The sequence below is a fragment of the Pedobacter sp. N36a genome (genome assembly GCF_014472395.1).
GTDB lineage: Bacteria > Bacteroidota > Bacteroidia > Sphingobacteriales > Sphingobacteriaceae > Pedobacter.
In genome coordinates this window covers 94816-121313 of sequence record NZ_JACSZW010000008.1, presented here as the reverse complement: position 1 = coordinate 121313, position 26498 = coordinate 94816, and the positions used below count along the sequence as shown (strand labels likewise).

Here is a 26498-nt window from a genome sequence, read left to right as displayed (position 1 = left end):
ATAATACAAACTAAACTAACCACCATTCAATGTTTGAAAAACTCTTCAGAAAGAAGTCCATATCCAAGATATTAGAAGATGCCGAAAAGGGCCATGGAGAGCATGGGGATTCCCTGCAAAAGACCCTGGGAGTAAGAGACCTTACTGCTTTTGGAATTGCAGCCATCATTGGCGCAGGTATATTCAGTACCATTGGAAAAGCGAGTGCAGATGGCGGTCCAGCAGTGATATTTCTGTTCATTTTCACCGCTATTGCCTGTAGTTTTGCCGCCTTCGCTTATGCAGAATTTGCGTCAATGGTACCTGTTTCAGGTAGCGCTTATACCTATTCTTATGTCGCCTTTGGCGAATTAGTAGCCTGGATCATTGGCTGGTCGCTGATCATGGAATACTCTATTGGGAACATCACCGTGGCCATTTCCTGGTCCGACTATTTTACGGGGCTCCTCTCCTCTATCAATATACCCGCCTTGGGCATCAAAGGCATACATGTGCCTGACTGGGCCACTATGGACTACCTTTCTGCTTATAACGGTCATAAGCATGCAGAAGCATTGGTCAATGCCGGAAAAAACTTCGCCAACCTGGATGAAGCTACCAAACTGGCCAATAATGCCTGGATTACTGCACCAAAAATCGGCAATTTCCACATCGTAGCGGACATTCCCGCATTGGGCATCATCATCCTGATTACCTGGCTGATTTACAGAGGAATGAAGGAATCCAGAAATGCAAGTAATGCGATGGTAGTGGTTAAGCTGGCTGTGATTTTATTGGTATTGTCTGTAGGTATTTTCTATGTAGACACGGCAAACTGGGATCCTTTCGCTCCAAATGGGGTATCAGGAGTACTTAAAGGGGTATCAGCAGTATTCTTTGCCTATATTGGTTTTGATGCCATTTCTACTACCGCGGAAGAATGTAAAAACCCGCAGCGGGATCTTCCACGAGGAATGATGTGGGCGATTATCATTTGCACCATTTTATATGTAGCCATTGCTTTGGTACTGACCGGAATCGTTAATTATAGCCTTTTAGCTGTTGGTGATCCATTGGCTTTCGTATTTGACCATATCAACCTGAAACTAATGAGCGGAATTATCGCTGTGAGTGCAGTGTTTGCCATGGCCAGTGTGTTACTGGTATTCCAAATGGGACAGCCTAGAATCTGGATGAGCATGAGCCGTGATGGTTTATTGCCGAAATCATTTTCGAAGATTCACCCGGTTTATAAAACACCATCCTTTGCAACTATTGTGGTGGGCTTTGTGGTCGCTATTCCTTCCTTATTCATGAATCTGACAATCGTTACTGATCTTTGCTCTATAGGTACGTTATTTGCATTTGTACTGGTTTGTGCGGGTGTATTGGTGCTTCAAAATAAGCCAAACATCCAGCGAGGCAAATTTAAAACGCCTTATGTAAACTCCAAGTACATTATCCCTTTTGCATTAATTGCTGCTTTAATTTTCGGTTTTACCAATTATAAGCAAGAAATGAATTCCTTTATTTTCAATACTCCAAAGATTGTTGAACCGGTTCATTTCATTACTTCTCTAAATGGTAAAGAACTGGAATCAGTGAAAGAGGAGATTAATAATGGTCCTTTAAAAGTTGCCCCAGGACAAACATTAGATGCTGCAGGTTACTTGGCTGAACTTTCTGAAACACAATACAAACAGTTTGTGGACCAGTCTGCAGTAAGCTTAGAGAAGAAATACGAAGAAGGATGGTCCTTGTTTAAGCACAAAATCCCAATGTGGATCTTCTTTATGATTTGTCTGGTGATCACTTATTTCTGTATCACAAAAAACTTGTCATTGATTCCTGTATTGGGATTAATGAGCTGTTTATACATGATGTGTGAGCTTGGGATCTCCAACTGGATTGGTTTCGGCATCTGGCTCGCTATCGGACTGGTTGTCTATTTCCTTTATGGTTACAGACACAGTAAATTAGGTAAAGAAAGCATGGCAATCTCTTAATTCGTCCGATCAATTTATAGAAAAAGGTGCCTTTTTAGGCACCTTTTTTTGTACTATATTTTATGCCTTCCAATAGATATTAACTAATAATTAAGCCACATAAACGCTAATTCCAACAAATCAATTTCCTCGCAGCATTGTTCCCTTTACTTTGCTGTTTTTTTGCCTGAGCAATAGTTGAGCAAAAGAAAAGCAAAACAGATAGTGAAGTTATCCCCTATAAAATTGGACTGCTTTAGGGAGATATCTAAAAAAATCAGGTCAAAATTTTGAACAAAAAAAAAAGATATATTGGGAATGCAGGACTCATTCCCAGCACCTCAACCAGAAATTGACATGAAATAAATATTTCCATATTCATGCATTTTTTTTCGAAATTAAACAACACAAAAAACTATAATTTACAACGTAATAGTTACTTGTTGTCGCATAATGCTATCTTTTTAAAAAATAATTGCCTACCTTAGGTATGGTATTTATACCAATTAAATTGCCCTCCTATAATTATCCCTATAGTTGTTCGGTCGGAAGACCAACACTAAAAGGCTCCTCCCCGGAGCCTTTTTTATTTAACACGGACCTAATTTTATATAAAAAAGGCTGTTCATAAATGAATATAAACAGCCTTCAAACAAAGATATAAGTGTGTTACACCGGCAATCTTGTCAATTCTATATCGTCTGGTGTGACAAAGATCAAAGGAACTTTCTCTACATCCACATAACTGGAATCCAGCCCGAAACTTCGTTCCTCAGAAAGACTGAAGCGTTTCAGGATGAAGTAATAATCCATCACACTGCGCTCATAGAAGCTCAGTTTAGAGAATTTCGACAAGTGTTTTTCTAACAACACAAACCTGAAATCTCCTGCAATTTTATGTTTATTTAAAGAGGTATACTGACTGGTAATGTCTACTTCACCATTTTTCACGAGGTCTTCGATTACTTTTCTATAGAGTAGATTTACACTTTGCTCTACTCTGAAACCCAGTTTAAAGTCAATACGGATCAGTTTCCCTGGGATCAGGAATTCCACCTTATATTCTCTTGTATACGGCTCATCCACTACATCTACGTGCACCAACCAATAGATATCGGCACGTTTAGGTTCTTTCTGAATGATCGAGTAAATGATTTTAGACTCAATTTCTGTTTTGAAGTTCGCACTGGTTAAATACACCAGTTGAGAAGAATATTTAGGTACAGATTCATCTACACTCAGCTCAGAAATGATCTGGAAGTAATCTTCAATCTCTACATATTTAACGAATCTATTTTTGATTTTTCTAGCTACATACCAGCTCCACATCACGGTAAATAGGGCAGAACCGATCAATACGGTCATCCAGCCACCATGGAAGAATTTGGCAAGGTTGCCTACCAGGAAGGTGGATTCTAATACGCCATAAATCACTAAGAAGATCACAATCACGTAGACTGGTACCTTTTTACGTTTCATATAGGCCGCTACAAGGATCGTAGTAGATAAGAATGTTAAGTTGATCGCCAGACCATAGGCTCCCTCCATTGCACCGGATTTCTTAAAGATCAGCACGATGGCCACACAACCCAGCCACAATAACCAGTTGATGGAAGGTACATAGATTTGTCCCTTTTGATTACTTGGATAATTGATCCTCACTTTTGGCCAAAGGTTTAACCTTACTGCCTCAGAAATCAAGGTAAAGGAACCAGTAATCATCGCCTGACTGGCAATCACCGCTGCTAAAGTAGCTAGCGCTACCATAAATAACAGGTATGCAGGAGGAACAATTTCAAAGAAAGGGTTTAATTCTACTTCATAATGTGGTCTGTGTAATACCCACACCCCTTGTCCGAGGTAGTTTAAAATCAGCATGATTTTCACGAATACCCAGCTCACTCTGATGTTGTTTTTGCCACAGTGTCCCATATCTGAATACAGGGCTTCCGCTCCTGTAGTACAAAGGAAAACACCACCTAGAATAAGTAAGGCAGCGGGATTATGGATCAACAGTATTACGGCATAATAAGGATTCAAAGCCTTTAGGATACTGAAATCCTGTACGACAAATAGCAAACCTAAGATCCCTAAGGCACTGAACCATAAAAACATGACTGGTCCAAACAATTTCCCAACGAGGTTGGTTCCAAATTGCTGGATGATAAAAAGTCCGGTAATAATGGCAATAACGATTGGGATAACTGGTACATCCGGAAATTTCAGCTGTAATCCCTCAATAGCGGTAGTTACCGTAATACTGGGGGTAATAATTCCATCGGCGAGCATGGCACATCCTCCGATAACGGCGGGTATGACCAGCCATTTGGCATTCTTCCTGACCAGAGAATAGAGTGAAAAAATCCCTCCCTCTCCTTTGTTATCGGCCTTAAGGGTAATGACAACGTATTTAATCGTCGTTTGCAAGGTCAACGTCCAGATGATACAGGAAATCGCACCAAGTACCAACTCTGGGGTCACCGCTTGCCCTGCTCCTTTAACTGCTGTGAAAATCGCTTTTAGGGTATAGAGTGGTGAGGTTCCAATATCTCCATATACAATACCTAAACTTATGAGTAACCCTCCGGCACTGAGCGCATTTAAATTTTTCTGATTCGACACCTTGTTATAATTATGCGGTAAAATTACAGTAAATAAACAAATTTACAATCCCATAAAATTTTAGTAGACTAATTATGGTTGAAAATACAAACAAGACAGAACGCCATAAGTTGTTAAATATTGTTAAATATTAAATTAGCGAACAAAATGATTGATTATTTTGTTTTTTTATTTATATTTTTGGAACTATCCAAGCATGAATATAAAACTACAAATTAAGCTGCTCTTGAAGATTTCTTGCATTATATGCCTGAGTGTTTTCTGCGGTCTAAATGTTTTAGCACAGCGACAGGACAGCACCATCTCCAATGTAAGGGCAAAGAAAATTTACAAGACTCCGCAAATCAAAGCCAATGTCCCTACGTATAAGCCTAAATCTGCGTTCGGTTACATTCCTTATAATGAGGTATTGTCGAGTGCAAAAGGAAATGCGACTATAAAAGTAGATAAAATTCTGACGGTCTTAAAAGTATATCCAAATCCGGTAACAGATCAGATCAACCTGATTTTGAAATTGGACAGGGAGTCTAACTTTTCCGTTAAAATCATGGATTTGCTAGGCAATGAAGTGGTAACCCTTGCAAATGAACGCATTAATCCAGGTGAGCAAACAAAAAGCTATACCATTCCCAACCGGTTAAATAGTGGAATCTATTTCCTGAAGATCATTTCTGGCTCTGAAACCATAGTAAAACGTATTTCCGTTTTATAATTCCCCCTATTCTTTAGTATTTTTGGGGAGGAAGAAACTTTCAGGACCGAATCTTGTTAGTTCCATAATTATTAATCCCAAATCTGAAGATGAAGATCATTGCCATTGGCCGCAACTACGCTGCGCATGCCAAAGAATTAAACAACCCTATTCCGGGGACACCGGTTATATTTCTAAAACCGGATACAGCTGCCTTAAGAGAAAACAAGCCTTTTTACATTCCTGAGTTTTCTTCCGACATACATTATGAACTGGAAGTGGTTTTGAAAATCTGCAGAGAAGGAAAACATATTGCGGAAAAATTTGCAGGTAATTATTTTGAAGAAGTGGGTCTGGGAATTGACTTTACTGCAAGAGACATTCAGACCCGTCATAAAGAAAAAGGTTTACCATGGGAATTAGCGAAAGCATTTGACCACAGTGCGGCGGTGAGCGCTTTTGTGCCAAAAGCACAGCTGAGCGATTTGCATCAGCTTCCATTTGAACTTCAGATCAATGGAGCAGTCCGACAGCAAGGAAACACAAAAGACATGATCTTCTCTTTCGAATACCTGATTTCTTTTATATCTCAATATTTCACCTTAAAAAAAGGAGACCTGATTTTTACAGGCACACCAGAAGGCGTTGGACAAGTACATGAGGGTGATAAATTGGAAGCCTGGATGGATGGCCAGCAGTTGTTAAATTTTGATATAAAATAGGTTTCATGATAAAAGCGAAATTGTTATTGCTGAGCCTGCTGTTTTTTAGTTTTGCAGTAAATGCCCAGCAGGTTTTTAGTACTCAGAAATATCCATTGGTAGATTTCAGGTCACCGTTGGATATTGTTCCTCCAGCACTGGCCGGTTCTTTTGGAGAGCTCCGTCCTAATCATTTTCATTCAGGAATGGATTTCCGCACCAATCAGCGGGAAGGCTATCCGGTATATGCCATCGCCGACGGCTTCGTTTCCCGGTTGAGGGTACAAAATAGCGGCTTTGGACTGGCAGTTTACCTGACACACCCGAATGGCTACACTTCCGTGTATGGCCATTTATCGCGTTTTAATTCTAAAATTGCACAGCAGGTGAAAACCTTACAGTATCAAAAAAAATCTTATGAAATTGACACCTTTCCCTCAAACCTACTATTACCTGTCCGCAAGGGAGATATTATAGCTTACACAGGCAATACAGGAAGCTCCGGTGGTCCTCACTTACATTTTGAGATCAGGGATACGAAGACAGAAGCCATCATTAACCCACAATTATTTGGTTTTGAAATCCCTGATAATATCCCTCCGGTAATTTATGCGATGTACACCTACCGTTTAAACCATTTACCTTTTAATGAACTGACACCAAAACAGTATTTTCAGGTAGTGGGTGGTTCCGGCAATTACGCCCTGAATCAGGTAAACACAATTCATTTAGATGGAGAAGTTGGATTCGGAGTAATCAGCACCGACAAGCACAATGGTGCTTCGGGCACCAATGGCGTATATTCTATTGAATTGGAGCTGGATGGTAAAATCATTTTCACCTCTGCGATGGAACGTTTCAAATTTGAAAACAGCAAGGCGATCAATTCACACATTGACTATCCTACATTTATAAATACAAAAAGAAGCATTCAAAAGAGTTTTGTAGATCCTGGAAATCCATTGGGCATCTACAGCAATCTTGTGAATAATGGCAGGATCGAGTTTAATGATGACAAACTGCATCAGTTAAAATACATCATTACTGATGGTAAAGGAAATAAAAGTGTGCTGCAGTTTAAGGTGCAGTCGGATCCGAAAGCAGTGATTAAAACTCCAGATATGGCCACAGGAATTCGTTATGCGTATGGCAATGTAAACGAATTTAACAATTCAGAAGTAAAAGTGATCTTTCCTAAAGGCACTTTATACAATGATCTGAACTTCCAGTATAAAGCTTTTCCTAAACCTGCAGGCAATGCTTTCTCTGCAGCACATCAGATTCATAACAGCCTGACGCCGCTTCACCTTGGTTTTGAGCTTTGGATTAAAGCCGATAGCAGTTTGTTGAAGTATAAAGAAAAAGCATTGATCGTTAATTCTGGTGGTGGTTCTCAAGGCGGTAGTTTTGACAATGGTTACGTGAAAGCTACACCAAGAAACTTTGGCCGTTTCCACATCGCGATAGATACCATTCCCCCAACACTGACGCCGTTAAATATCAGTGATGGAAAGAATATGGCCGGAATTAGTAAGATGTCATTCAAACTAAGAGATAACCTTTCCGGATTGAAAAGCTTTAATGGCTATGTAGACGGCAAATGGATTTTGATGGAGTTTGATGCTAAAACTGCCAGTTTATGGCATACTTTTGATGGCAGTATTGCGCCAGGGAAACATAGCCTGGAACTGATTGTGAGCGATATGAAAGGCAACAATAGAAATTATTCAATTACATTTTATAAATAGTATGATGACTGAATTAACAGCAGGTCAGGCAGCGCCTGATTTTACCGCAACGGATCAGGATGGAAATGCAATTTCCCTGAACCAGTTTAAAGGAAAAAAGGTGGTACTTTACTTCTATCCAAAAGACAATACTCCGGGTTGTACTGCGGAGGCATGTGATTTCAGAGACAATTACCAGGGCTTAATTTCGAAGGGCATTGTGGTATTGGGTGTAAGTGTAGATTCTGAGCAATCTCACCAGAAATTTGCCAGCAAATACGAACTTCCTTTTACATTAATTGCTGATCCCGACAAAAAGATCGTGGAGGCTTATGGTGTTTGGGGCGAGAAGAATATGTATGGTAAGAAGTATATGGGCACTAATAGAAAAACCTTCCTAATTGATGAAAACGGCGTCATTACGCACATCATTGCGAAGGTGGATACCAAGAATGCGACAGCTCAGGTATTGGAATTACTGAACGCATAACTAACACTGAAAGAGCCAGATTTAGGATTTTTGATCGGAAACTATCCTGGATCTGGCTTTTTCTATGATGATTTCTATCTTTTGATACAGCTCTGAAGCATAAAAAGGCTTAGAGATATAATCATTCATTCCGATACTGACACATTTTTCCAGCTCACCTTTGATCGTATGGGCGGTCATAGCCACGATCGGGATCTCACCTTTATCGCCGGGCATCTTTCGGATAATCCGTGTGGTTTCATAACCATCCAATTCCGGCATCTGCAAATCCATCAGGATAATATCAAATGATTGCTTTTCGTATTGTTCCAATGCGATCCGGCCATTGCCAGCCAGGGTAATTTCATAACCTTGATTTTCAAGCACTTTAACAACCAGCAGTTGATTGATCGGATTGTCCTCCACGATCAGCACTTTAATTCCTTTTCCATTTTGCAGGATAGGCTGCTGCATTCTCGATTCCCGGCTATTTATGGTCTGTGTTTTCAATTCCTCCGATACTTTCTGAAAATTCATGGTAAAGTAGAAATCTGAGCCACGACCTACCACGCTGTCCATCGCCACTGCACCGCCCTGCAGCTCTACCAGACGTTTTACAATACTTAAACCAAGTCCAGTTCCCGCATACCTTCTGGAGGTATCATTGGTGACCTGCTCAAAGAAATCAAATACTTTCTGCTGTTTATTCATTGGAATCCCTATTCCTGTATCGTGCAATTGAAATCCAATGGAGATCGTATCTTCTTGCTCTTCTACTGCCCTCAAAGAAATTTTCACTTCACCTTTTTCAGTGAATTTGATGGCATTAGAGGTGAGATTCAATAAAATCTGCCCCAGACGAAGCGCATCACCGCTCAACACTTCGGGCAGGGTATCAGGAATCTCGTAGCTAAAGTTCAGATTTTTACATTTTGCGCTATGTTCCATCATCCTATAAATGGAATGCACAGTATCTTTAAGTGTGAAAGGAAGGTTTTGAAAATTGATGTCTCCGGATTCCAACCTGGAAAAGTCGAGGATGTCATTGAGGATGGCCATCAGCTGATCGGCCGATTTGATGATCAGCTGAAGGGATTGATGGTGGTCTTCATCCACCAAAGATGCTTCCAATAACTGTGCGAAACCCATAATTCCATTCATAGGGGTGCGTATTTCATGGCTGATATTGACAAGAAATATTTGTTTAGCTTTTTCAGAAGCTTCCCTGATTTCCTGCTCTTTAACCAGCTCCAGGGCCATTCCGTTTAATTTTTTGTTTTTTTGTGCTATGATTTGATGAAGCCGATCATTTTCCGGCATTTGCAGCTTAGTTTTAAAGACCTTTTTACACTGTTGGATCAGGAATTGACAGGCGACCAGGACTGCAATACAGGAAAAAATTGAAAACCAGATACGGAATTGCTGGTTGTCCGTAGAAAGGACTATCCAGTAACTGAACACCATACAAAGTACGATAAAGGACACTAAAAGATATATTGTCCCTAAAGCTGGAACACTATTCTCCCCCCTTCTAAAGGTAGAAATTGCCATACACACACATTAAAGTTAAGCCCCCCAGGCAAACAATAAGGACAAAAATACTGTTTTATGTGCGATTAAGACTTCTGATCGGGCATTCATTTTGTTCAGTATTAAGGAGATAAGCCCGGTTCAAAAAACTTACTGGAGCAACAACCATTTTGCATTTAAAGAATGGTTGTTCAGGATTCCTAAACCATAAAAAAGGGAGAAACGAATGTTTCTCCCTTTTTTATGGTTTAGGCTGTTTGCCGCCTATTTATATTATCCTTTAGTACGAACTTTATGTCCGGCTACTGCAAAATACCAGATGTATAAGTAACAAGGAAGCACGCTCACAAAGAATGCCAGCTGGAAATCCATGTGTAAATAATCTTTCAGGTAACCGTAAATCAATGGCCAAACCGCACCACCTGCAATACCCATTACCATAATCGCTGATCCGGTTTTAGTGAATTTACCCAGGCCTTTGATCCCTAGAGGGAAGATTGCCGGCCACATTAATGAATTCGCCAGTCCTAATAAACCTACGAAAATCACGGAGGTATAGCCATGCGTTAAATAAGCAGCACCTACAAAAATCACCCCCAAAATCGCACAGATTTTTAAAGCAAATTGCTGCGTAATATATTTAGGGATCACAATAATACCAATCACATAACCTACCAGCATACTGGCTAAGGTAAGGGTGGTAAAGTACTTGGTAATATCAGCACTGATACCTAATGATTTTCCATATACACCGATGATATCACCCGCCATAACCTCTGCAGCGACGTAAACGAAAATACAGAAGGCACCAAGGAAAAGGTGAGGGAATTGGAAGATCGAGGTTTTTGTAACTTTAACTTCTCCCTCAATTACTTCATCTTCTTTATCTAAGTCAACTTCCGGCAAATTTGAATATTTAATAAATACAGCAAAAAGTGTGAACACAATTGCCAATACGATATAAGGTGTGTGTACACGTCCTAAAACTTCTTGTAATAAAACTTCACGTTCTGCAGCTGTAGTAGCGATGTCAGCGATTTTGCTTTCAATTGCACTTGCATTTTTAAGGAAAATAGTACCCATTACAATTGGTACAATTACCCCGGCAAATTTATTACACAGCCCCATGATACTCATGCGTTTTGCTGCACTTTCTATTGGACCAATGATGCTGATGTAAGGGTTAGAAGCCGTTTGTAATAGCGAAAGGGCTGCTCCCTGGATAAAGATACCGGTTAAGAACAAGCCAAAACTTCTGCTGTCTGCCGCAGGAATAAAAATTAAAGATCCGAACGCCAAAATCAGTAGGCCTATAATAATTCCGTTTTTAAATCCCAGTTTTTTTAAGATCCATGAAGAAGGAAGGGCTAGGAAAAAGTAAGCGATGTACGACGCGAAGGTTACCAGAAAGGCTTCAAAATCTGTTTTAAGTCCGCAAGCTATCTTTAGAAACGGAATTAAGGTACTATTGGCCCAGGTCACGAAGCCAAAGATGAAGAATAAAGCCCCAATGGTTACAATGGGCGAAATGACTGATTTTTGTGTTTGGTTTGTCATGATTTATTTTGTGTGGTTTTAGTTATCAATTTTTTGAAGTTTGGTTAGTATTTTTATCAAAATCGAACATAAAAGTTCCTAAAAATATAGAATTCTACGGAATAACAAGCTTATATTGATAAATCGATAGAAAAATAAAACAAAAACCAGGTAATGGTTGTATTTCAAGCCTTTCTACCCAACTTTAGCTTAACATGTTACGTCCAAAGTATTTTTAATTACATTTGTCATATTAATCAACAACCCCAATTAATGAAACATACAATCAATGAATTAGAAGATATCGCTTCTCAAGTAAGAAGAGATATTGTTAGAATGGTGCATGGTTGCCAATCAGGCCACCCCGGAGGATCATTAGGATGTGCAGACTTTATGACTGCATTGTATTTTGATGTGATGAACCACACTACTGATTTTAAAATGGATGGAATAGGAGAAGATATATTTTTCCTTTCTAACGGACATATTTCACCAGTTTTCTATAGTGCCCTGGCGAGATCAGGTTATTTTGAAGTGAGTGAATTGGCGACATTCAGAAAATTAAATTCAAGATTACAAGGACACCCAACTACGCATGAGCACCTTCCAGGTATCAGAATTGCTTCCGGATCATTAGGTCAGGGCATGTCTGTAGCCATTGGAGCTGCACAAGCGAAGAAATTAAATAAGGACCATTCCACAGTTTATGTGTTATTAGGGGACGGAGAATTACAGGAAGGCCAAAATTGGGAAGCCATCATGTATGCACCATTCAATAAGGTGGATAATTTGATTGCTACTATTGATTATAATGGACAGCAGATTGATGGTCCTACAGAAAAAGTACTTTCATTAGAGAGTTTACAGGCTAAATTCGAAGCTTTCGGATGGCACGTGATCACGTCTAACGGCAACGATATGACTGATATTGTTAAAGCTTTACATTATGCTAAATCTTTAACCGGTAAAGGCAAACCGATTTTAAACTTAATGAGCACCATCATGGGTAATGGTGTAGATTTCATGATGGGATCACACAAATGGCATGGTATTGCTCCAAATGACGAGCAATTAGCCGCATCCTTAGCACAATTACCTTCTACCCTAAAAGACTATTAAGCATGAAAAAGTACACATATACTGAAAAGAAAGATACCCGTTCTGGTTTTGGAGCAGGATTACTTGAAGCAGGACAGAAAAACCCGGAAGTAGTTGCACTTTGTGCGGATTTGGTAGGTTCTTTGAAAATGGATGCCTTTATTAAAGAATTCCCTGAGCGCTTTTTCCAGATTGGTATTGCCGAAGCAAATATGATCGGTATCGCTGCTGGTTTAACTATTGGTGGTAAAATTCCTTTCACAGGAACTTTTGCCAACTTCTCTACAGGAAGGGTTTATGACCAGATCAGACAGTCTGTTGCTTATTCAAATAAAAATGTAAAAATCTGTGCTTCTCATGCTGGTTTAACACTAGGTGAAGACGGGGCAACTCACCAGATTTTGGAAGATATCGGTTTGATGAAAATGCTTCCGGGCATGACCGTGATCAACACTTGTGATTACAACCAGACTAAAGCGGCAACCATTGCGATCGCCGAATTTGAAGGTCCTGTTTACTTACGTTTCGGCAGACCAGTAATTCCTGTATTTACTGATCCTGATCAAAAATTTGAGATCGGCAAAGCATGGATGGTCAACGAAGGTACTGATGTGACTATCGTGGCCACCGGACACATGGTTTGGAAAGCAATTGAAGCTGGTGAGCAATTGGCAGAATTGGGTATCGATGCGGAAATCATCAATATTCACACGATTAAGCCATTGGATGAAGCTGCAATCTTAAAATCTGTGAAGAAAACAGGTTGCGTAGTGACTTGCGAAGAACACAATAAATTTGGTGGTCTTGGAGAAAGTGTAGCCAGATTATTGTCTACAGAACTTCCTTCACCTCAGGAATTTGTAGCTGTAAATGATAGCTTCGGAGAAAGCGGTACTCCTGATCAATTGATGACGAAGTACGGTTTAGATACGATCAATATCGTTGAAGCTGTTCAAAAAGTAATGAAAAGAGCCAATAAATAAGCCTTAACTGGCGTTAAATATATCTGTCCATATTAACAGATTAAACACTATAAATGAAGCAGGTTGAAGATTCAGAAATTTTAGAGAAATTCTCCAGTAAGGAGACTCGCAATGAAGCCTTTAACCTGCTTCTTCAAAAGTACCAGCAAAAGATCTATTGGCATATCCGCCGATTGGTGATCGACCATGATGATACGGACGACCTGGTTCAGGAAGTTTTCGTGAAAGTCTGGAAAAATCTGGACAAATTTCGCAGCGATTCCAAATTGTATACCTGGATTTATCGCATCGCCACCAATGAATCTATTACTTTCCTGAATAAAAAGAAACAGCGCAACAATACTCCCTTGGATGATGTTTCCGAAGAACTGGCCGAAAGCCTTGTTGCTTCTTCTTATTTCAATGGAGATAAAATCCAGATGAAACTGCAACAGGCACTGTTGACCTTACCGGAAAAACAACGCCTGATTTTTAACATGAAGTATTTTGACGACCTTAAATATGAGGAGATTGCGGAGATCACAGGAACCAGTGTAGGTGCCTTAAAAGCCTCTTTTCATATCGCAGTAAAAAAAGTGGAAACTTTTATGCTAAATGAGGACATTACCTTTTAAACCTTTTGCTCTGAAATGTATCAATACTTATGCAATGGAAAATGATTTAGAAAATAGCGAATGGATGAACGAAGCCCCTCACCTGGCCGGCTTAGACCTGAAACATCCTTTTTCTATTCCAAAAGGCTATTTTGAAGAACTGCCTACGCACATTCATGAGGCCATATTTTTGGATGATCTGAAAACAAGCAGACCAGAATCGGGATTTAGTATGCCAGAAGGTTACTTCGAATCACTTGCTGCGAAAATTCAGGCAGAAGTGGTTGGTTATACTGTCCCTCAGGATTATTTCCAGCAGCTGCAGGCAAAGATTGCTGCAAAAACGACGGAAGAGAAAGTGGCAAAAACCATTCGCCTATGGCATTCTAAGTCGCTTAAATATGCTTCCGCAGCCTGTTTTGTATTGGTGAGTGCCTTGGGTATGTATTTTTATCAAAATACAAATTCCACAGCAGCGCTTCCGCTTTCGGCTGAGGTCGCCACAGAACAGATGCTTTTTGATATTGACGAAAGTACCATTATAGAACATATTCAATCTAATCGCCTCACGCAGGAACAACCTTCGGTAGCAGATGCTGATTTAGAAAACTATATTCTCAGCAATTACAGCCAAAATGAAATTGCTTCAGATCTATAATTTTTGATCTCTTCATCACTAATAAAATAATACCTCAATGAAAAATATAATTGTTGCCTCAATTCTTTTTATGCTGCCCTTCTTTACTTCCGCACAGAAGTCCGGAAGTAGATCTCCTGAAATCGAATCTTTAAGAATTAGCTATTTAACACAGAAATTAGACCTTTCTGAGGAAGAAGCGAAGATTTTTTGGCCGATATACAATGACTACAAAAGAGAACAATCTGCGCTGCGTAAAGAAAAGTATCAAAATATGATCAGCTTTAAAAAGAGTACTGAAATAGACGATTTGTCAGATACAGAAATACAAAACCTGATTGTGAATGAGTTGGACTTTAAACAAAAAGACTTATTAATTGATAAAAAGTATTTTGGCAAATTTAAATCAAGCCTGCCGATCAAAACCGTAGGAAAATATTATCGCGCTCAGGAGACTTTTAAAAGAGAACTCCTATCGAGATACAAAAATGGCAGGCCTGAGCGGAATTAATTTGTATTTTTGTGTATGCTTACACAACGTCAATTATTCCTTCAACATAACGCCCAAACTACACTAGAGCCACTTCTTTTAGAATTCACTAAAGCCAGCGGTATGTATCTTTACGATACTGCAGGCAAAAAATACCTGGATTTAATTGCCGGTATTGGTGTGAGTAATGTTGGCCATTGTCACCCTGCAGTAGTAAATGCGGTGAAGGAGCAAGTGGAAAACTACATGCACATCATGGTTTATGGCGAATTTGTTCAGAGTCCGCAGGTAAACTTTGCTAAAGCCTTAGCAGATGTGCTCCCAAGTCATTTAAACTGTACCTATTTCGTGAATTCCGGTGCAGAAGCCGTAGAAGGCGCCATGAAGCTGGCCAAAAGATATACCGGTCGCTCGGAAATAATTTCCTGCCATAATTCTTACCATGGCAGTACCCAGGGGGCTTTAAGCCTAATGGGCAATGAAGAATTCAAACAAGCCTACAGGCCATTACTTCCCGACATCCGATTTATCAATTTTAATGTAACCGCAGACCTTGATCTGATTACAGAACGCACCGCAGCAGTATTTATGGAGACCGTACAAGGAGAGGCTGGTCTTAGAACTGCCGATAAAGCCTATTTTGAGGCGCTAAGAGCAAAATGTACTGCCACAGGCACCTTGTTAGTACTGGACGAGATTCAATGCGGTTTTGGACGTACAGGAAAGATGTTTGGTTTTGAACATTACGGGATTGCTCCTGACATTCTTTTACTAGCTAAAGGTATCGGTGGCGGTATGCCAATCGGTGCATTCATCAGTTCTACGGAGATCATGAGGGCCTTGGCAACAAACCCTATTTTGGGACACCTCACTACCTTTGGCGGCCACCCAGTGAGCTGTGCAGCAGGCTTGGCGACTTTGCAAACCATCCAAAAAGAAAACATCGTAGCTGGTGTGGAAGAAAAGGGAGAATTATTTAAAAAACTATTGGTTCACCCTGCCATCAAAGAGGTACGTGGAAAAGGTTTAATGATGGCCATTGAATTTGAAAATTTTGAGATCAATAAAAAAATCATTGATGCCTGTATTTCCGATGGTGTGATCAGCGATTGGTTCCTGCATTGCAGTAACTCTATGCGCGTAGCTCCACCATTGATCATTACACATGAAGAAATTGAATATGCCTGCGAAGTGATGCTAAGAAATGTAGCAGCAGTAGTTGCATCCACTTAACTCATTTTTTGCCTTTTGATCAGATAGGCCTCCAATATAGGTTGAAATCCAGCAGCAATATCGGCATCGATCATGTCGATTTTGTATTGGTTGCATTTCAGCTGGATGGCCTGTCTGTATTTGCTCATTCTGCTGAGGTATTCTGTTTTCAGATTTGCAGCATGTGCTTTAATAGTAGCCCCCGTTTCCATATCTATAAATTCATACGGCCGGTTTTCAAATTCGAAATCTACTTCCCTGGATTTGTCTGTCACATTAAAAATCACCACTTCATGTTTGTTGAACTTCAAGTGCTGAAGCGCTGAAAACAATGTTTCCAAGTGCTCCTCCCCCTGATTACTATTCAGCATATCACTAAAAATCACGACCAATGAACGCTTATGGATCAGTTCTGCCACCTGATGTAAGGCTTGTGCCACATTGGTTTTTAGGTTCATTTCTGTTTTACTTAAGGCTTTTTCCAGGTGACTGAACAGGTATTTCTGATGAGCAGTGGTAGATTTAGCAGGGGTATTCAGTAATAAATGATCGGAAAATAAGCTGAGCCCGAAAGCATCTCTTTGTCTTTTCAATAAATAGATCAACGCCGCAGTCGCCTGTACAGAAAAATTAAGTTTATTATATTCTCCAGACGGGAAGTACATGGAAGATGAAACATCCACAATAAACTGACATCTCAAATTAGTTTCTTCTTCGAAGCGTTTACTAAAGAGCTTGTCTGTTTTTGCGAAAAGCTTCCAGTCGATGTTTTTTACGCTATCTCCTACATTATATAGTCGGTGTTCCGCAAACTCCACAGAAAAACCATGGAAAGGACTTTTGTGAAGCCCGGTTATAAAGCCTTCTACAACTTGTTTGGCTAATAATTCAAGATTGCCATGAAACGAGATGCCTTGCTCATCAATTGGATACTGCATAGGGTAAATATAAAAAAAGCGTTCATAAATCTATGAACGCTTTTCTAACTAGTATATGTTGAGTTGATTACAACTGTGCATCTAATTTTTGTGCCAATACTGATTTTGGAACAGCACCAACTTGTTTATCTACAACTTCACCGTTTTTGAAGAACAATAAGGCTGGAATGTTGCGGATACCGAACTGAGTAGAGATTTGAGGGTTATTGTCCACATTTACTTTACCTACGATCGCTTTTCCTTCGTATTCTTTTGAGATCTCGTCTACTACTGGTCCTACCATGCGACATGGACCACACCACTCTGCCCAAAAATCAACCAAAACGGGTTTATCTGATTTTAATACAACTTCCTCGAAGTTTGCATCTGTAATTTCCAAAGCCATAATTCTTATTTTTTAATTAGTTTTTTATTGTATCGTCTATTAGTTTGAATCGGCAAATCTAATCTTTAAATCCAAACTCTGTGCAAAGATATAATCAATTGTAATGCCATCACCCTGACAATGCCAAAATGACATTAGTTCAACTTAGGATTTACATTCAAAGCAGTTAACTGCTCCAAAAAGTCATTATTAGGATTTATCTTCAATGATTTGGAAGGCAGTTTCACGTTTACGTTCTGTTCTCTATCATAAACATCGAACAGCAACTGACAAGTCTGGTGGTCAGTACTGGCCTTGTTCTCTTCCAGTATCGCATTGATTTTCAACATGAAATCATCGGTAATCTTTTCAATAGGCACTTGAATCGTCACACTTTTCGCCAGTTTATCACGCAATTCAGAAAGTAAATGAATAGAAGTGATTTTGAACTCCCAATCTCCTTCTTTTCTGAAACGTTCTCCTACCCTACCTCTGATCTGCAAGAAATAGCCATCGGTCAGGAATTGTTTAAACTTGATAAAATCATCACCAAATAGGGCCAGTTCACAGGTATCTTCATAGTCTTCGAACACAATGGTTCCAAAGGGTTTACCGGTCTTTGTCATTCTTTGCGCAGAAATCACCACTAATCCACCTACTACCAGTTCTTTATTCTTGATGCCTTCGAACTCCGCGAGGACTTCCTCGGTAGAGTCGCCGGTTCTGATCTTATTGACTACAGAAAGGTGTCTGACTTTATGCTGGCAAAATTCTTTAAGTTCTAATTTATAATTATCGAGCGGGTGCCCACTTAAAAAGATCCCAATGGCATCTTTCTCATATTTTAGCCTGTCGATCAGACTCCATTCGGGAGATACTGGTAAACTAGGTTCGTACACCATATCAGAAGCCGTTCCACCAAATAAAGAAGATTGTGCAGAAGACTCGTTGTTCTGGAAGTCATTGGCAAACTTGATCATCTTCTCAATGCCATTCATTTTATCATTAATGCCAACAAAGAAATACTGTGCCCTATGGTACCCGAAGCCATCAAAAGCACCGCTATAGACAAAACTTTCATAAGCTTTCTTATTAACGGTACGGGTATTGGAACGTTTGGCAAAATCATAAACACTCTTATATTGACCATTTTCATTGCGGTCAATGATGATACTTTCTACCGCTTTCTCTCCTACTCCTTTGATTCCAGAAAGCCCAAAACGCACTTGTCCACTCGTGTTTACAGAGAACTTAGTACCCGATTCGTTTACATCTGGTCCCAGTACAGAAACGCCCATCTGCTTGCATTCTTCCATAAAGAAGGCGACTTGCTTGATGTCACTCATGTTGTTGGAAAGTACCGCAGCCATGTATTCGGCTGGATAATGGGCTTTTAAATAGGCCGTTTGGTAAGCAATCCAAGCATAACAAGTAGAGTGAGATTTATTGAAAGCATAAGAAGCAAATGCCTCCCAATCTTTCCAAATCTTCTCTAGTACTATAGGATCATGTCCTTTTTCTGCAGCCTGAGCTACGAACTTAGGCTTCATCTTATCCAGTACATCTTTTTGCTTCTTACCCATCGCCTTACGTAATACGTCGGCCTCACCTTTGGTAAATCCGGCAAGTTTCTGTGAAAGAAGCATCACCTGTTCCTGGTATACGGTAATTCCGTAAGTTTCTTTTAAATACTCTTCGCAAGCATCAAGGTCATATTTGATCTCCTCTTCGCCGTTTTTTCTACGTACAAAAGATGGGATATACTCTAATGGCCCCGGACGATAAAGTGCGTTCATGGCAATTAAATCCCCAAAAACTGTAGGTTTTAATTCCTTCATGTACTTCTGCATCCCGTTAGACTCATACTGGAAGATTCCGATAGTTTCTCCACGCTGGAACAGTTCATAAGTCTTCGCATCATCAATCGGGAAATTATCCGGATCGAGGTCTATCTTATGTCTGAATTTAACCAGTTTTACGGTGTCTTTAATCAGTGTAAGTGTTTTTAGCCCCAGGAAGTCCATTTTCAACAGACCGGCACTTTCTACAACGGAGTTGTCGAATTGAGTGACATACAGGTCTGAATCTTTGGCGGTGGCTACTGGTACAAAGTTAGTAATGTCGCTTGGTGTAATGATTACCCCGCAGGCATGAATCCCTGTATTTCTTAGTGAGCCTTCCAGGATTTGCGCCTGTTCTAATGTTTTTGCACCCAAATCATTGGCACCTGCCAAAGATTTTAACTCCAGCACCTTTTCATATTCATCTGCCCGAAGTGCGCCTTTCAGGCTCTTCTCATCCAGTGTGAATATTTTTGCCAGTTTCATGTTAGGAATCAGCTTGGCAATTTTCTCTGCCTCATAAAGCGGCAAATCCAGCACCCTTGCCGTATCCTTCACAGAAGATTTGGCGGCCATAGTACCATAGGTGATGATCTGTGCCACCTGATTGGCTCCATATTTATTAATTACATAGTCCATTACCCTTCCACGGCCCTCATCATCAAAGTCGATGTCGATATCGGGCATGGAAACACGGTCTGGATTCAAAAAACGCTCAAATAGCAAATCGTATTTTATGGGGTCAATATTGGTAATCCATAAACAGTAGGCCACCGCAGATCCCGCTGCAGATCCCCTTCCAGGTCCTACAGACACATCAAGTTCCCTGGCTTTGGCAATAAAATCCTGTACAATCAAAAAGTATCCCGGATATCCGGTCTTCTCAATCGTCTGTAATTCAAAGTCCAGACGCTCGGCAATGTCGTCCGTAATTATTCCGTAACGTTTTTTCGCTCCCTCATAAGTCAGGTGGCGTAAATATTTATTCTCCCCTCTTTTACCACCATCTTCTTCATCCTCTTTTACAAGGAATTCTTCAGAAATATCGAACTTAGGCAAAAGGACTTCACGGGCGAGCTTGTAGATTTCTATTTTATCTACAATTTCCTGTATGTTGATAATCGCCTCTGGTAAATCAGCGAAAAGGTTTTTCATTTCTTCAGGAGTTTTGAAATAATACTCCTGATTTGGTAAGCCAAAACGGTATCCACGGCCACGACCAATTGGTGTTGCTTGTTTCTCTCCGTCTTTTACACACAATAAAATATCATGGGCATTGGCGTCTTTTTTATTGATATAATAGGTATTGTTCGTGGCAATCACCTTTACATCGTGTTTTTTAGCCAGCGCGACTAAAGAAACATTGACAATGTCTTCATCCTCCTGGCTATGGCGCATCACTTCAATATAGAAGTCTTCACCAAATTGCGATTTCCACCACAACAATGCTTCTTCAGCTTGTTTTTCACCAAGGTTCAGCAATTTGCTGGAAATCTCACCATATAAGTTACCAGACAGGACAATGATATCGTCTTTATATTGCTCTATAACAGCCTTATCAATCCTTGGGATATAGTAAAATCCTTTCGTATAAGCGATAGAAGACATTTTTGCCAGGTTATGGTACCCTTGTTTGTTCTTCGCCAGTAATACGACCTGGTATCCGTCATCCTTTCTTTTCTTATCTAAATGGTCGTCACAGACAAAGAATTCACAACCAACGATGGGTTTAATAATGACCTCATCAGGTGTTTCTCCTTTTTCCATGGCTTCCTTATTCCTGGTCTCCACTCCCTTATTATGGTTCAGAATCTGCGCCACAAAATGGAAAGCCCCCATCATATTCGCATGGTCGGTCATTGCTACAGCTGGCATTTTATGCGCGGCTGTGGCTTTGATTAAAGAAGGAATATTGATGGTGGATTGTAAAACCGAAAATTGCGTATGGTTGTGCAAATGGGCAAAGGCGACATTGGCCAGTTCCTGCTTGTTCTCTTCCAGTGTCTTTTTAGATACTTTCGGGGCCTCAGTTTTTTGCAGCCTTTTTCTGATTTCATCAGAAGCGGATTTAAGGTTTACATGGTTTAAACCTATCCTTTCTATTGTCCCTGGATTTTGCTTATTAAAGGTCGGAATATAGTTGGCATCCGCCTGTAATTGCTCCAGCGTAAACACCTCCATCTTGATCAGCTGCAAGAAGCAACGCGTGGTTGCCTCCACGTCTGCTGTAGCATTGTGGGCTTCTGAAAATGGGGTTCCAAAAAGGTATTGGTGTAATTCTGTAAGTGTAGGCAGTTTAAATTTACCTCCTCGACCTCCTGGAATCTTCAATAATTCTGCCGTTACTTCCGTACAAGTATCCAGCACAGGCATGGTACTCATCGGGCTTTCTACACCTAAACGGTGAAACTCACATCCCATAATATTGACATCAAAGCCAATATTTTGTCCAACAACAAATTTAGATTTTGAAAGGGCAACATTAAATTTATCTAATACTTCTGCTAGTGAAATACCCTGTTCGTCGGCTAATTCTGTCGAAATACCATGAATTCGTTCTGCGTCATAAGGGATATTGAAGCCTTCAGGTTTTACCAGATAATCCTGGTGTTCGATCAGATTTCCAAGTTCATCATGTAACTGCCAGGCAATTTGAATACATCTGGGCCAATTATCCGTATCTGTAATCGGCGCATTCCAATTGCGTGGCAATCCCGTCGTTTCGGTATCAAAAATCAAATACATAGCTAGGTAATTAGAAAATCGTCTTTTTAGAAATCAATATGATTGCTCAAAAATACGGAAATTTCAGTTCTTCCAATAATTGAAGCAGGGAATTTTACCTAGAAGAACCGTAATTTTTACATAGAATGGACTGCCGGAATTGGTCCGGAAGATTTGTGTTCCTGAGAAACCAGTTTACTGGTATCGTAACCCTTTTTCTGACAGCGGTCTATAATTTCTATAAGTAAATCTTCAGGAATATTAGGCTTCCTCGCCATAATGAAAAGGTATTTGAATTTCGGATGGCCAACTACTACATAAGAGTAATCCTCAGCCAGTTCGATCACCCAGTAATCCACTTTTACCGGCCAGATAAATTCAGCTTTAAAGCGGGCATTCCGACTTCCGCGTACTACAAAAAGTTTAGACCTGAAGTACTTTTGTTTATCCTCTCCCTGTACTTTATAACCAGTAAAAACAGCATAATAGCCATCAGGATGGATCACATAAGTCTCCACAGTTTGGCGCCAATGTTTATCAATGAAAGTGGGAATCGAATATAAAGAGTACCACTTCCCTGCATACAACATAATATCAACTTTTTCTACAGGTACATTATCCATAATAGGTTCTATTTGTTTGCGACTATTAAGCAAATGTAAATTCTTTATCATAAAACCAGCAAGGTTGAAGAAAGTTTTAAAAAGCGTTTTTTAAACTGACCTAAATTTATAACTTCGGCAGGAGGCGTAACCAGGTTGGCTTTGCTTTAATAATTAATAATATTGTAAATTACTTTATCAATGCGCATTTAAAAACAATAGATTTAACCCCTGTAAACAAGCCCTAAGCTTGTTGCTATTAAAATAAAATCAGATTCATTATGAAAATAACGGTTGTAGGTGCCGGCGCTGTAGGCGCCACTTGTGCAGATAATATTGCCAGAAAAGAATTAGCAGAAGAGCTTGTTTTATTAGACATCAAAGAAGGTTTTGCAGAAGGCAAAGCAATTGACATGATGCAAACGGCCACTCTATTGGGCTTTGATACAAAAATAAAAGGGGTTACAAATGATTATAGTCAGACTGCAGGATCAACAGTAGCAGTCATCACTTCAGGCTTACCGCGTAAACCGGGAATGACACGTGAAGAACTGATTGGAATCAATGCAGGAATCGTTAAAGGTGTCGCAGAAAATATTCTTAAATACTCTCCAGAGGCCATCATAATTGTGATCAGCAATCCAATGGATACCATGACTTATCTGGCCTTAAAATCACTAGGATTACCTAAAAACAGAATTATAGGTATGGGCGGAACTTTAGACAGCGCCCGCTTCAAATACTATTTAAGCGTAGCCTTAAATTGCAATTCAAATGACCTTCAGGGTTTTGTAATTGGTGGTCATGGCGATACAACCATGATTCCATTGACACGCTATGCCACTTATCAAAGTTTACCGGTAACGGAATTGCTGGATAAAGCAACTTTAGACAAAGTAGCCGCAGATACAATGGTTGGTGGCGCTACATTAACTGGTCTTTTAGGCACTTCTGCCTGGTATGCTCCAGGAGCAGCAGGTGCAGCTTTGGTAGAAAGCATTGTACGTGATGAAAAGAAATTATTTACCTGCTGTGTAGCCCTTGATGGTGAATATGGCCAGAAAGACATCTGTTTAGGTGTCCCAGTAATTGTTGGCCGCAATGGCTGGGAAAAAGTAATTGATTATAAATTGAATGATGAAGAACAAGCATCCTTCAATAAAAGTGCAGATGCAGTCCGTGCCATGAACAGTGTTTTACATGACATGAAACTAGTATAAATTTAATGAGAACGATTACTGTTCCCTTAACCTTAATAAATTTACACGATGACGGTTTCCACCTTTTGGTGGAAATTGTTGTTTTTGGGAAGAAGTGTTTTGCTGTTTTAGACACAGGAGCCTCCCGTTCCGTCTTTGACGTGGCATTGATCAAGAACAATATTTCAGAACTTGCGTATACTGAGGAAACCCAGGCTACTACACTTTTTGCTACCTCCAGCACAATTCAGGCGACCATCCCAAAAATCAAAATGGGGAGATTGATCATTCCTGACTATGAAACTGTAGCCCTGGATCTGGAGAGTGTGAACCAGGCTTATGATCAAATGGGACATCCCATGATTGCGGGCATTATTGGCAGTGATGTGCTCCTGAAATACCAGGCAGTGATCAATTATAAAAAGCTGAAGCTGTTTTTATACAGTGAATAGGCCCTGCACTTCCCTAGAAAAGCTTTCAATAAGCTCAATAAAACCAGTTTATACAAAAGGAGGTACCTTTATCGGGCACCTCCTTTTGTATTTTAATTGTTATTTTGAACTGCTAATTAAGCGTCAATCTTAGCATATTTAGCATTTCTCTCAATGAAATCTCTTCTTGGACCAACTTCATCACCCATTAACATGGAGAAGGTATGGTCACATTCAGCAGCATTTTCAATAGTTGCCTGTAATAAAGTACGTGTTGCAGGATTTAAAGTAGTATCCCATAACTGCTCAGCGTTCATCTCTCCAAGACCTTTATAGCGTTGGATGTGTACACTTTCTTCTTTACCTGCACCTTTTAAGCGTTGTACTGCCTGATCACGCTGCTGATCATTCCAGCAATATTCATGTTCTTTTCCTTTTTTAACCTGGTATAACGGTGGCGCTGCGATGTACACATACCCCGCTTCAATCAATGCTTTCATGTATCTGAAGAAGAAAGTAAGGATCAGGGTGGTAATGTGTGATCCATCGATGTCCGCATCCGTCATGATCACTACCTTATGGTAACGAAGTTTGGTTAAGTTCAGCGCTTTATCATCTTCCGGAGTTCCGATGCTTACCCCTAAGGCCGTAAACATATTCTTAATCTCGTCATTTTCATAGATCTTGTGCTCCATTGCTTTCTCTACGTTCAGGATTTTACCTTTCAGTGGAAGAATAGCCTGGAAATTACGGTCTCTACCCTGTTTGGCAGTTCCACCCGCGGAATCTCCCTCGACCAGGTAAATCTCACATTTTTCCGGATCACTATCAGAACAATCGGCTAACTTACCAGGTAAACCTGAACCGCCCATTACGCTCTTACGCTGTACCATCTCACGTGCTTTACGTGCAGCAGCACGTGCAGTAGCGGCAAGAATTACTTTATTAACAATCAGTTTTGCTTCTCTAGGGTTTTCTTCCAGGTAATTATTCAGCGCTTCACCAACGGCGATATCCACTGCTCCCATTACCTCTGAGTTACCTAACTTTGTTTTCGTCTGACCTTCAAACTGTGGTTCCTGTACTTTCACGGAAACTACGGCTGTCAATCCTTCTCTAAAGTCATCACCGGTAATCTCAAATTTCACATTTTTCAGTAAGCCAGATTTATCAGCATACGCTTTTAAGGTTCTGGTTAAACCTCTTCTGAAACCTGCAATATGTGTACCACCTTCATGTGTATTAATGTTGTTCACATAAGAGTGTACATTTTCTGCATAGCTATCATTGTACTGTAAAGCCAGCTCTACTGGAATACCATTTTTGATACCTTCTACATAAATCGGCTCTGCAATCAGGGAAGGACGACCTCCATCTAAAAACTGAACAAATTCTTTTAAACCACCCTGAGAATGGAAAAGTTCCGTAATCGGATTTCCTTCTTCGTCTAATTCACGCTCATCAGTAAGTGTCAGTTTAATTCCTTTATTCAGGAAAGACAATTCTCTTAATCTGCTGGCTAAAGTATCATAACGGTACTCTAATGTTTGGGTAAAGATTTCAGGATCCGGAGAAAACGTAATTACCGTTCCTCTTTTATCGGTTGTACCTACGATTTTAACATCGTATTGCGGCTTACCTTTTTCATATTCCTGTTCCCAAACTTGTCCATCACGGTGAACTTCTGCTTTTAAATGCGTTGATAATGCGTTCACGCAACTTACCCCTACACCATGCAGACCTCCGGAAACTTTATAAGTATCCTTATCAAATTTACCCCCGGCATGTAATACCGTCATTACGATCTCCAGCGCTGACTTTTGCTCTTTCTGCATAATTCCCGTAGGAATACCACGACCGTTATCTTCAACTCTAATCGAGTTGTCTTGAAGAATATTTACATATATCGTGTCAGCATGACCTGCTAACGCCTCATCAATAGAGTTATCTACTACCTCGTAAACTAAATGGTGTAATCCTTTTACTCCGGTGTCTCCTATATACATCGAAGGGCGCTTACGCACCGCTTCTAAACCTTCTAAAACCTGTATATTATCTGCCGAATAATTTGACTTTGGATCCTTTTCTTCGCTCATAATTTTTAAAAAAACAATTAGATTCAAAAATAACCATTTTAGCCCAATTA

The 26498-nt window shown here is 40.0% G+C and carries 21 protein-coding genes; 13 read left to right on the top strand and 8 right to left on the bottom strand.

Translation table 11 applies throughout. The features are described from left to right. The first annotated feature begins 29 nt into the window (after window positions 1-29). Window positions 30-1985 (top strand): amino acid permease, encoded by a 1956-nt coding sequence (locus H9X96_RS16575; RefSeq protein WP_187667357.1) that lies wholly within the window; start codon window positions 30-32, stop codon window positions 1983-1985. A 648-nt stretch (window positions 1986-2633) separates the two neighbouring features. Here the strand turns inward: H9X96_RS16575 and H9X96_RS16570 are convergent. Next, window positions 2634-4586, bottom strand: coding sequence for a KUP/HAK/KT family potassium transporter (locus H9X96_RS16570; RefSeq protein ID WP_187667356.1), 1953 nt, complete (start codon window positions 4584-4586; stop codon window positions 2634-2636). 196 nt (window positions 4587-4782) lie between these two features. Between H9X96_RS16570 and H9X96_RS16565 the strand changes: the two genes are divergently transcribed. From H9X96_RS16565 to bcp, 4 genes are all read left to right on the top strand, one after another. Continuing rightward, a complete protein-coding gene (locus H9X96_RS16565) occupies window positions 4783-5298 on the top strand; it encodes a T9SS type A sorting domain-containing protein (RefSeq protein WP_255431145.1) in 516 nt (171 codons plus the stop codon). An 89-nt stretch (window positions 5299-5387) separates the two neighbouring features. Beyond that, window positions 5388-5999, top strand: a complete 612-nt coding sequence (locus tag H9X96_RS16560; protein ID WP_187667355.1) for a fumarylacetoacetate hydrolase family protein — start codon at window positions 5388-5390, stop codon at window positions 5997-5999. A gap of 5 nt (window positions 6000-6004) precedes the next feature. Then, a complete protein-coding gene (locus H9X96_RS16555) occupies window positions 6005-7726 on the top strand; it encodes a M23 family metallopeptidase (RefSeq protein ID WP_187667354.1) in 1722 nt (573 codons plus the stop codon). Between the two features lie 4 nt (window positions 7727-7730). After that, window positions 7731-8195, top strand: a complete 465-nt coding sequence (gene bcp, locus H9X96_RS16550; RefSeq protein WP_187667439.1) for a thioredoxin-dependent thiol peroxidase — start codon at window positions 7731-7733, stop codon at window positions 8193-8195. Window positions 8196-8216: 21 nt separating this feature from the next. On the opposite strand, the gene H9X96_RS16545 is transcribed toward bcp, so the two are convergent. Then, window positions 8217-9725, bottom strand: coding sequence for a response regulator (locus tag H9X96_RS16545; protein WP_187667353.1), 1509 nt, complete (start codon window positions 9723-9725; stop codon window positions 8217-8219). A gap of 252 nt (window positions 9726-9977) precedes the next feature. Then, the gene (locus H9X96_RS16540; protein ID WP_187667352.1) at window positions 9978-11261 is read right to left on the bottom strand and encodes a sugar MFS transporter; all 1284 of its coding nucleotides are present in this window, start codon (window positions 11259-11261) and stop codon (window positions 9978-9980) included. 153 nt (window positions 11262-11414) lie between these two features. On the opposite strand from H9X96_RS16540, the gene H9X96_RS16535 reads away from it, so the two are divergent. The 6 genes from H9X96_RS16535 to H9X96_RS16510 are packed head-to-tail and all read left to right on the top strand — an operon-like array spanning window position 11415 to window position 16274. Continuing rightward, window positions 11415-12359, top strand: a complete 945-nt coding sequence (locus H9X96_RS16535) for a transketolase (RefSeq protein ID WP_255431144.1) — start codon at window positions 11415-11417, stop codon at window positions 12357-12359. Window positions 12360-12361: 2 nt separating this feature from the next. Further along, complete coding sequence (locus H9X96_RS16530) at window positions 12362-13321, top strand: transketolase family protein (RefSeq protein ID WP_187667350.1); 960 nt, start codon at window positions 12362-12364, stop codon at window positions 13319-13321. A gap of 53 nt (window positions 13322-13374) precedes the next feature. Continuing rightward, complete coding sequence (locus H9X96_RS16525; RefSeq protein ID WP_187667349.1) at window positions 13375-13935, top strand: RNA polymerase sigma factor; 561 nt, start codon at window positions 13375-13377, stop codon at window positions 13933-13935. Continuing rightward, window positions 13916-14572, top strand: a complete 657-nt coding sequence (locus tag H9X96_RS16520) for a hypothetical protein (RefSeq protein ID WP_187667348.1) — start codon at window positions 13916-13918, stop codon at window positions 14570-14572. The genes H9X96_RS16525 and H9X96_RS16520 overlap by 20 nt, the downstream gene beginning before the upstream one ends. Before the next feature lie 37 nt (window positions 14573-14609). Further along, complete coding sequence (locus H9X96_RS16515) at window positions 14610-15062, top strand: hypothetical protein (protein ID WP_187667347.1); 453 nt, start codon at window positions 14610-14612, stop codon at window positions 15060-15062. Between the two features lie 15 nt (window positions 15063-15077). Beyond that, a complete protein-coding gene (locus tag H9X96_RS16510) occupies window positions 15078-16274 on the top strand; it encodes an aspartate aminotransferase family protein (RefSeq protein ID WP_187667346.1) in 1197 nt (398 codons plus the stop codon). Here H9X96_RS16510 and H9X96_RS16505 read toward each other — a convergent pair. The 4 genes from H9X96_RS16505 to H9X96_RS16490 all read right to left on the bottom strand — a co-directional run bounded on the left by H9X96_RS16505 (window position 16271) and on the right by H9X96_RS16490 (window position 22743). After that, a complete protein-coding gene (locus H9X96_RS16505) occupies window positions 16271-17191 on the bottom strand; it encodes a DUF58 domain-containing protein (protein ID WP_187667345.1) in 921 nt (306 codons plus the stop codon). The two genes, H9X96_RS16510 and H9X96_RS16505, sit on opposite strands and share 4 nt — an antisense overlap. A gap of 67 nt (window positions 17192-17258) precedes the next feature. Then, on the bottom strand, window positions 17259-17576 hold the full coding sequence (gene trxA / locus H9X96_RS16500; protein WP_062550270.1) for a thioredoxin: 318 nt from the start codon (window positions 17574-17576) through the stop codon (window positions 17259-17261). A gap of 134 nt (window positions 17577-17710) precedes the next feature. Continuing rightward, window positions 17711-22141, bottom strand: coding sequence for a DNA polymerase III subunit alpha (gene dnaE / locus H9X96_RS16495; RefSeq protein ID WP_187667344.1), 4431 nt, complete (start codon window positions 22139-22141; stop codon window positions 17711-17713). A 116-nt stretch (window positions 22142-22257) separates the two neighbouring features. Beyond that, window positions 22258-22743 carry a lipocalin family protein gene (locus H9X96_RS16490; RefSeq protein WP_187667343.1) on the bottom strand — a complete coding sequence of 162 codons (486 nt, stop codon included), beginning with the start codon at window positions 22741-22743 and terminating at the stop codon, window positions 22258-22260. 260 nt (window positions 22744-23003) lie between these two features. Between H9X96_RS16490 and mdh the strand changes: the two genes are divergently transcribed. Together mdh and H9X96_RS16480 are read left to right on the top strand one after the other, a co-directional pair. Then, window positions 23004-23942 (top strand): malate dehydrogenase, encoded by a 939-nt coding sequence (gene mdh / locus H9X96_RS16485; protein WP_187667342.1) that lies wholly within the window; start codon window positions 23004-23006, stop codon window positions 23940-23942. Between the two features lie 5 nt (window positions 23943-23947). Next, on the top strand, window positions 23948-24373 hold the full coding sequence (locus H9X96_RS16480) for an aspartyl protease family protein (protein ID WP_187667341.1): 426 nt from the start codon (window positions 23948-23950) through the stop codon (window positions 24371-24373). 116 nt (window positions 24374-24489) lie between these two features. On the opposite strand, the gene gyrB is transcribed toward H9X96_RS16480, so the two are convergent. Beyond that, complete coding sequence (gene gyrB, locus H9X96_RS16475; protein WP_187667340.1) at window positions 24490-26448, bottom strand: DNA topoisomerase (ATP-hydrolyzing) subunit B; 1959 nt, start codon at window positions 26446-26448, stop codon at window positions 24490-24492. Window positions 26449-26498: the final 50 nt, after the last annotated feature.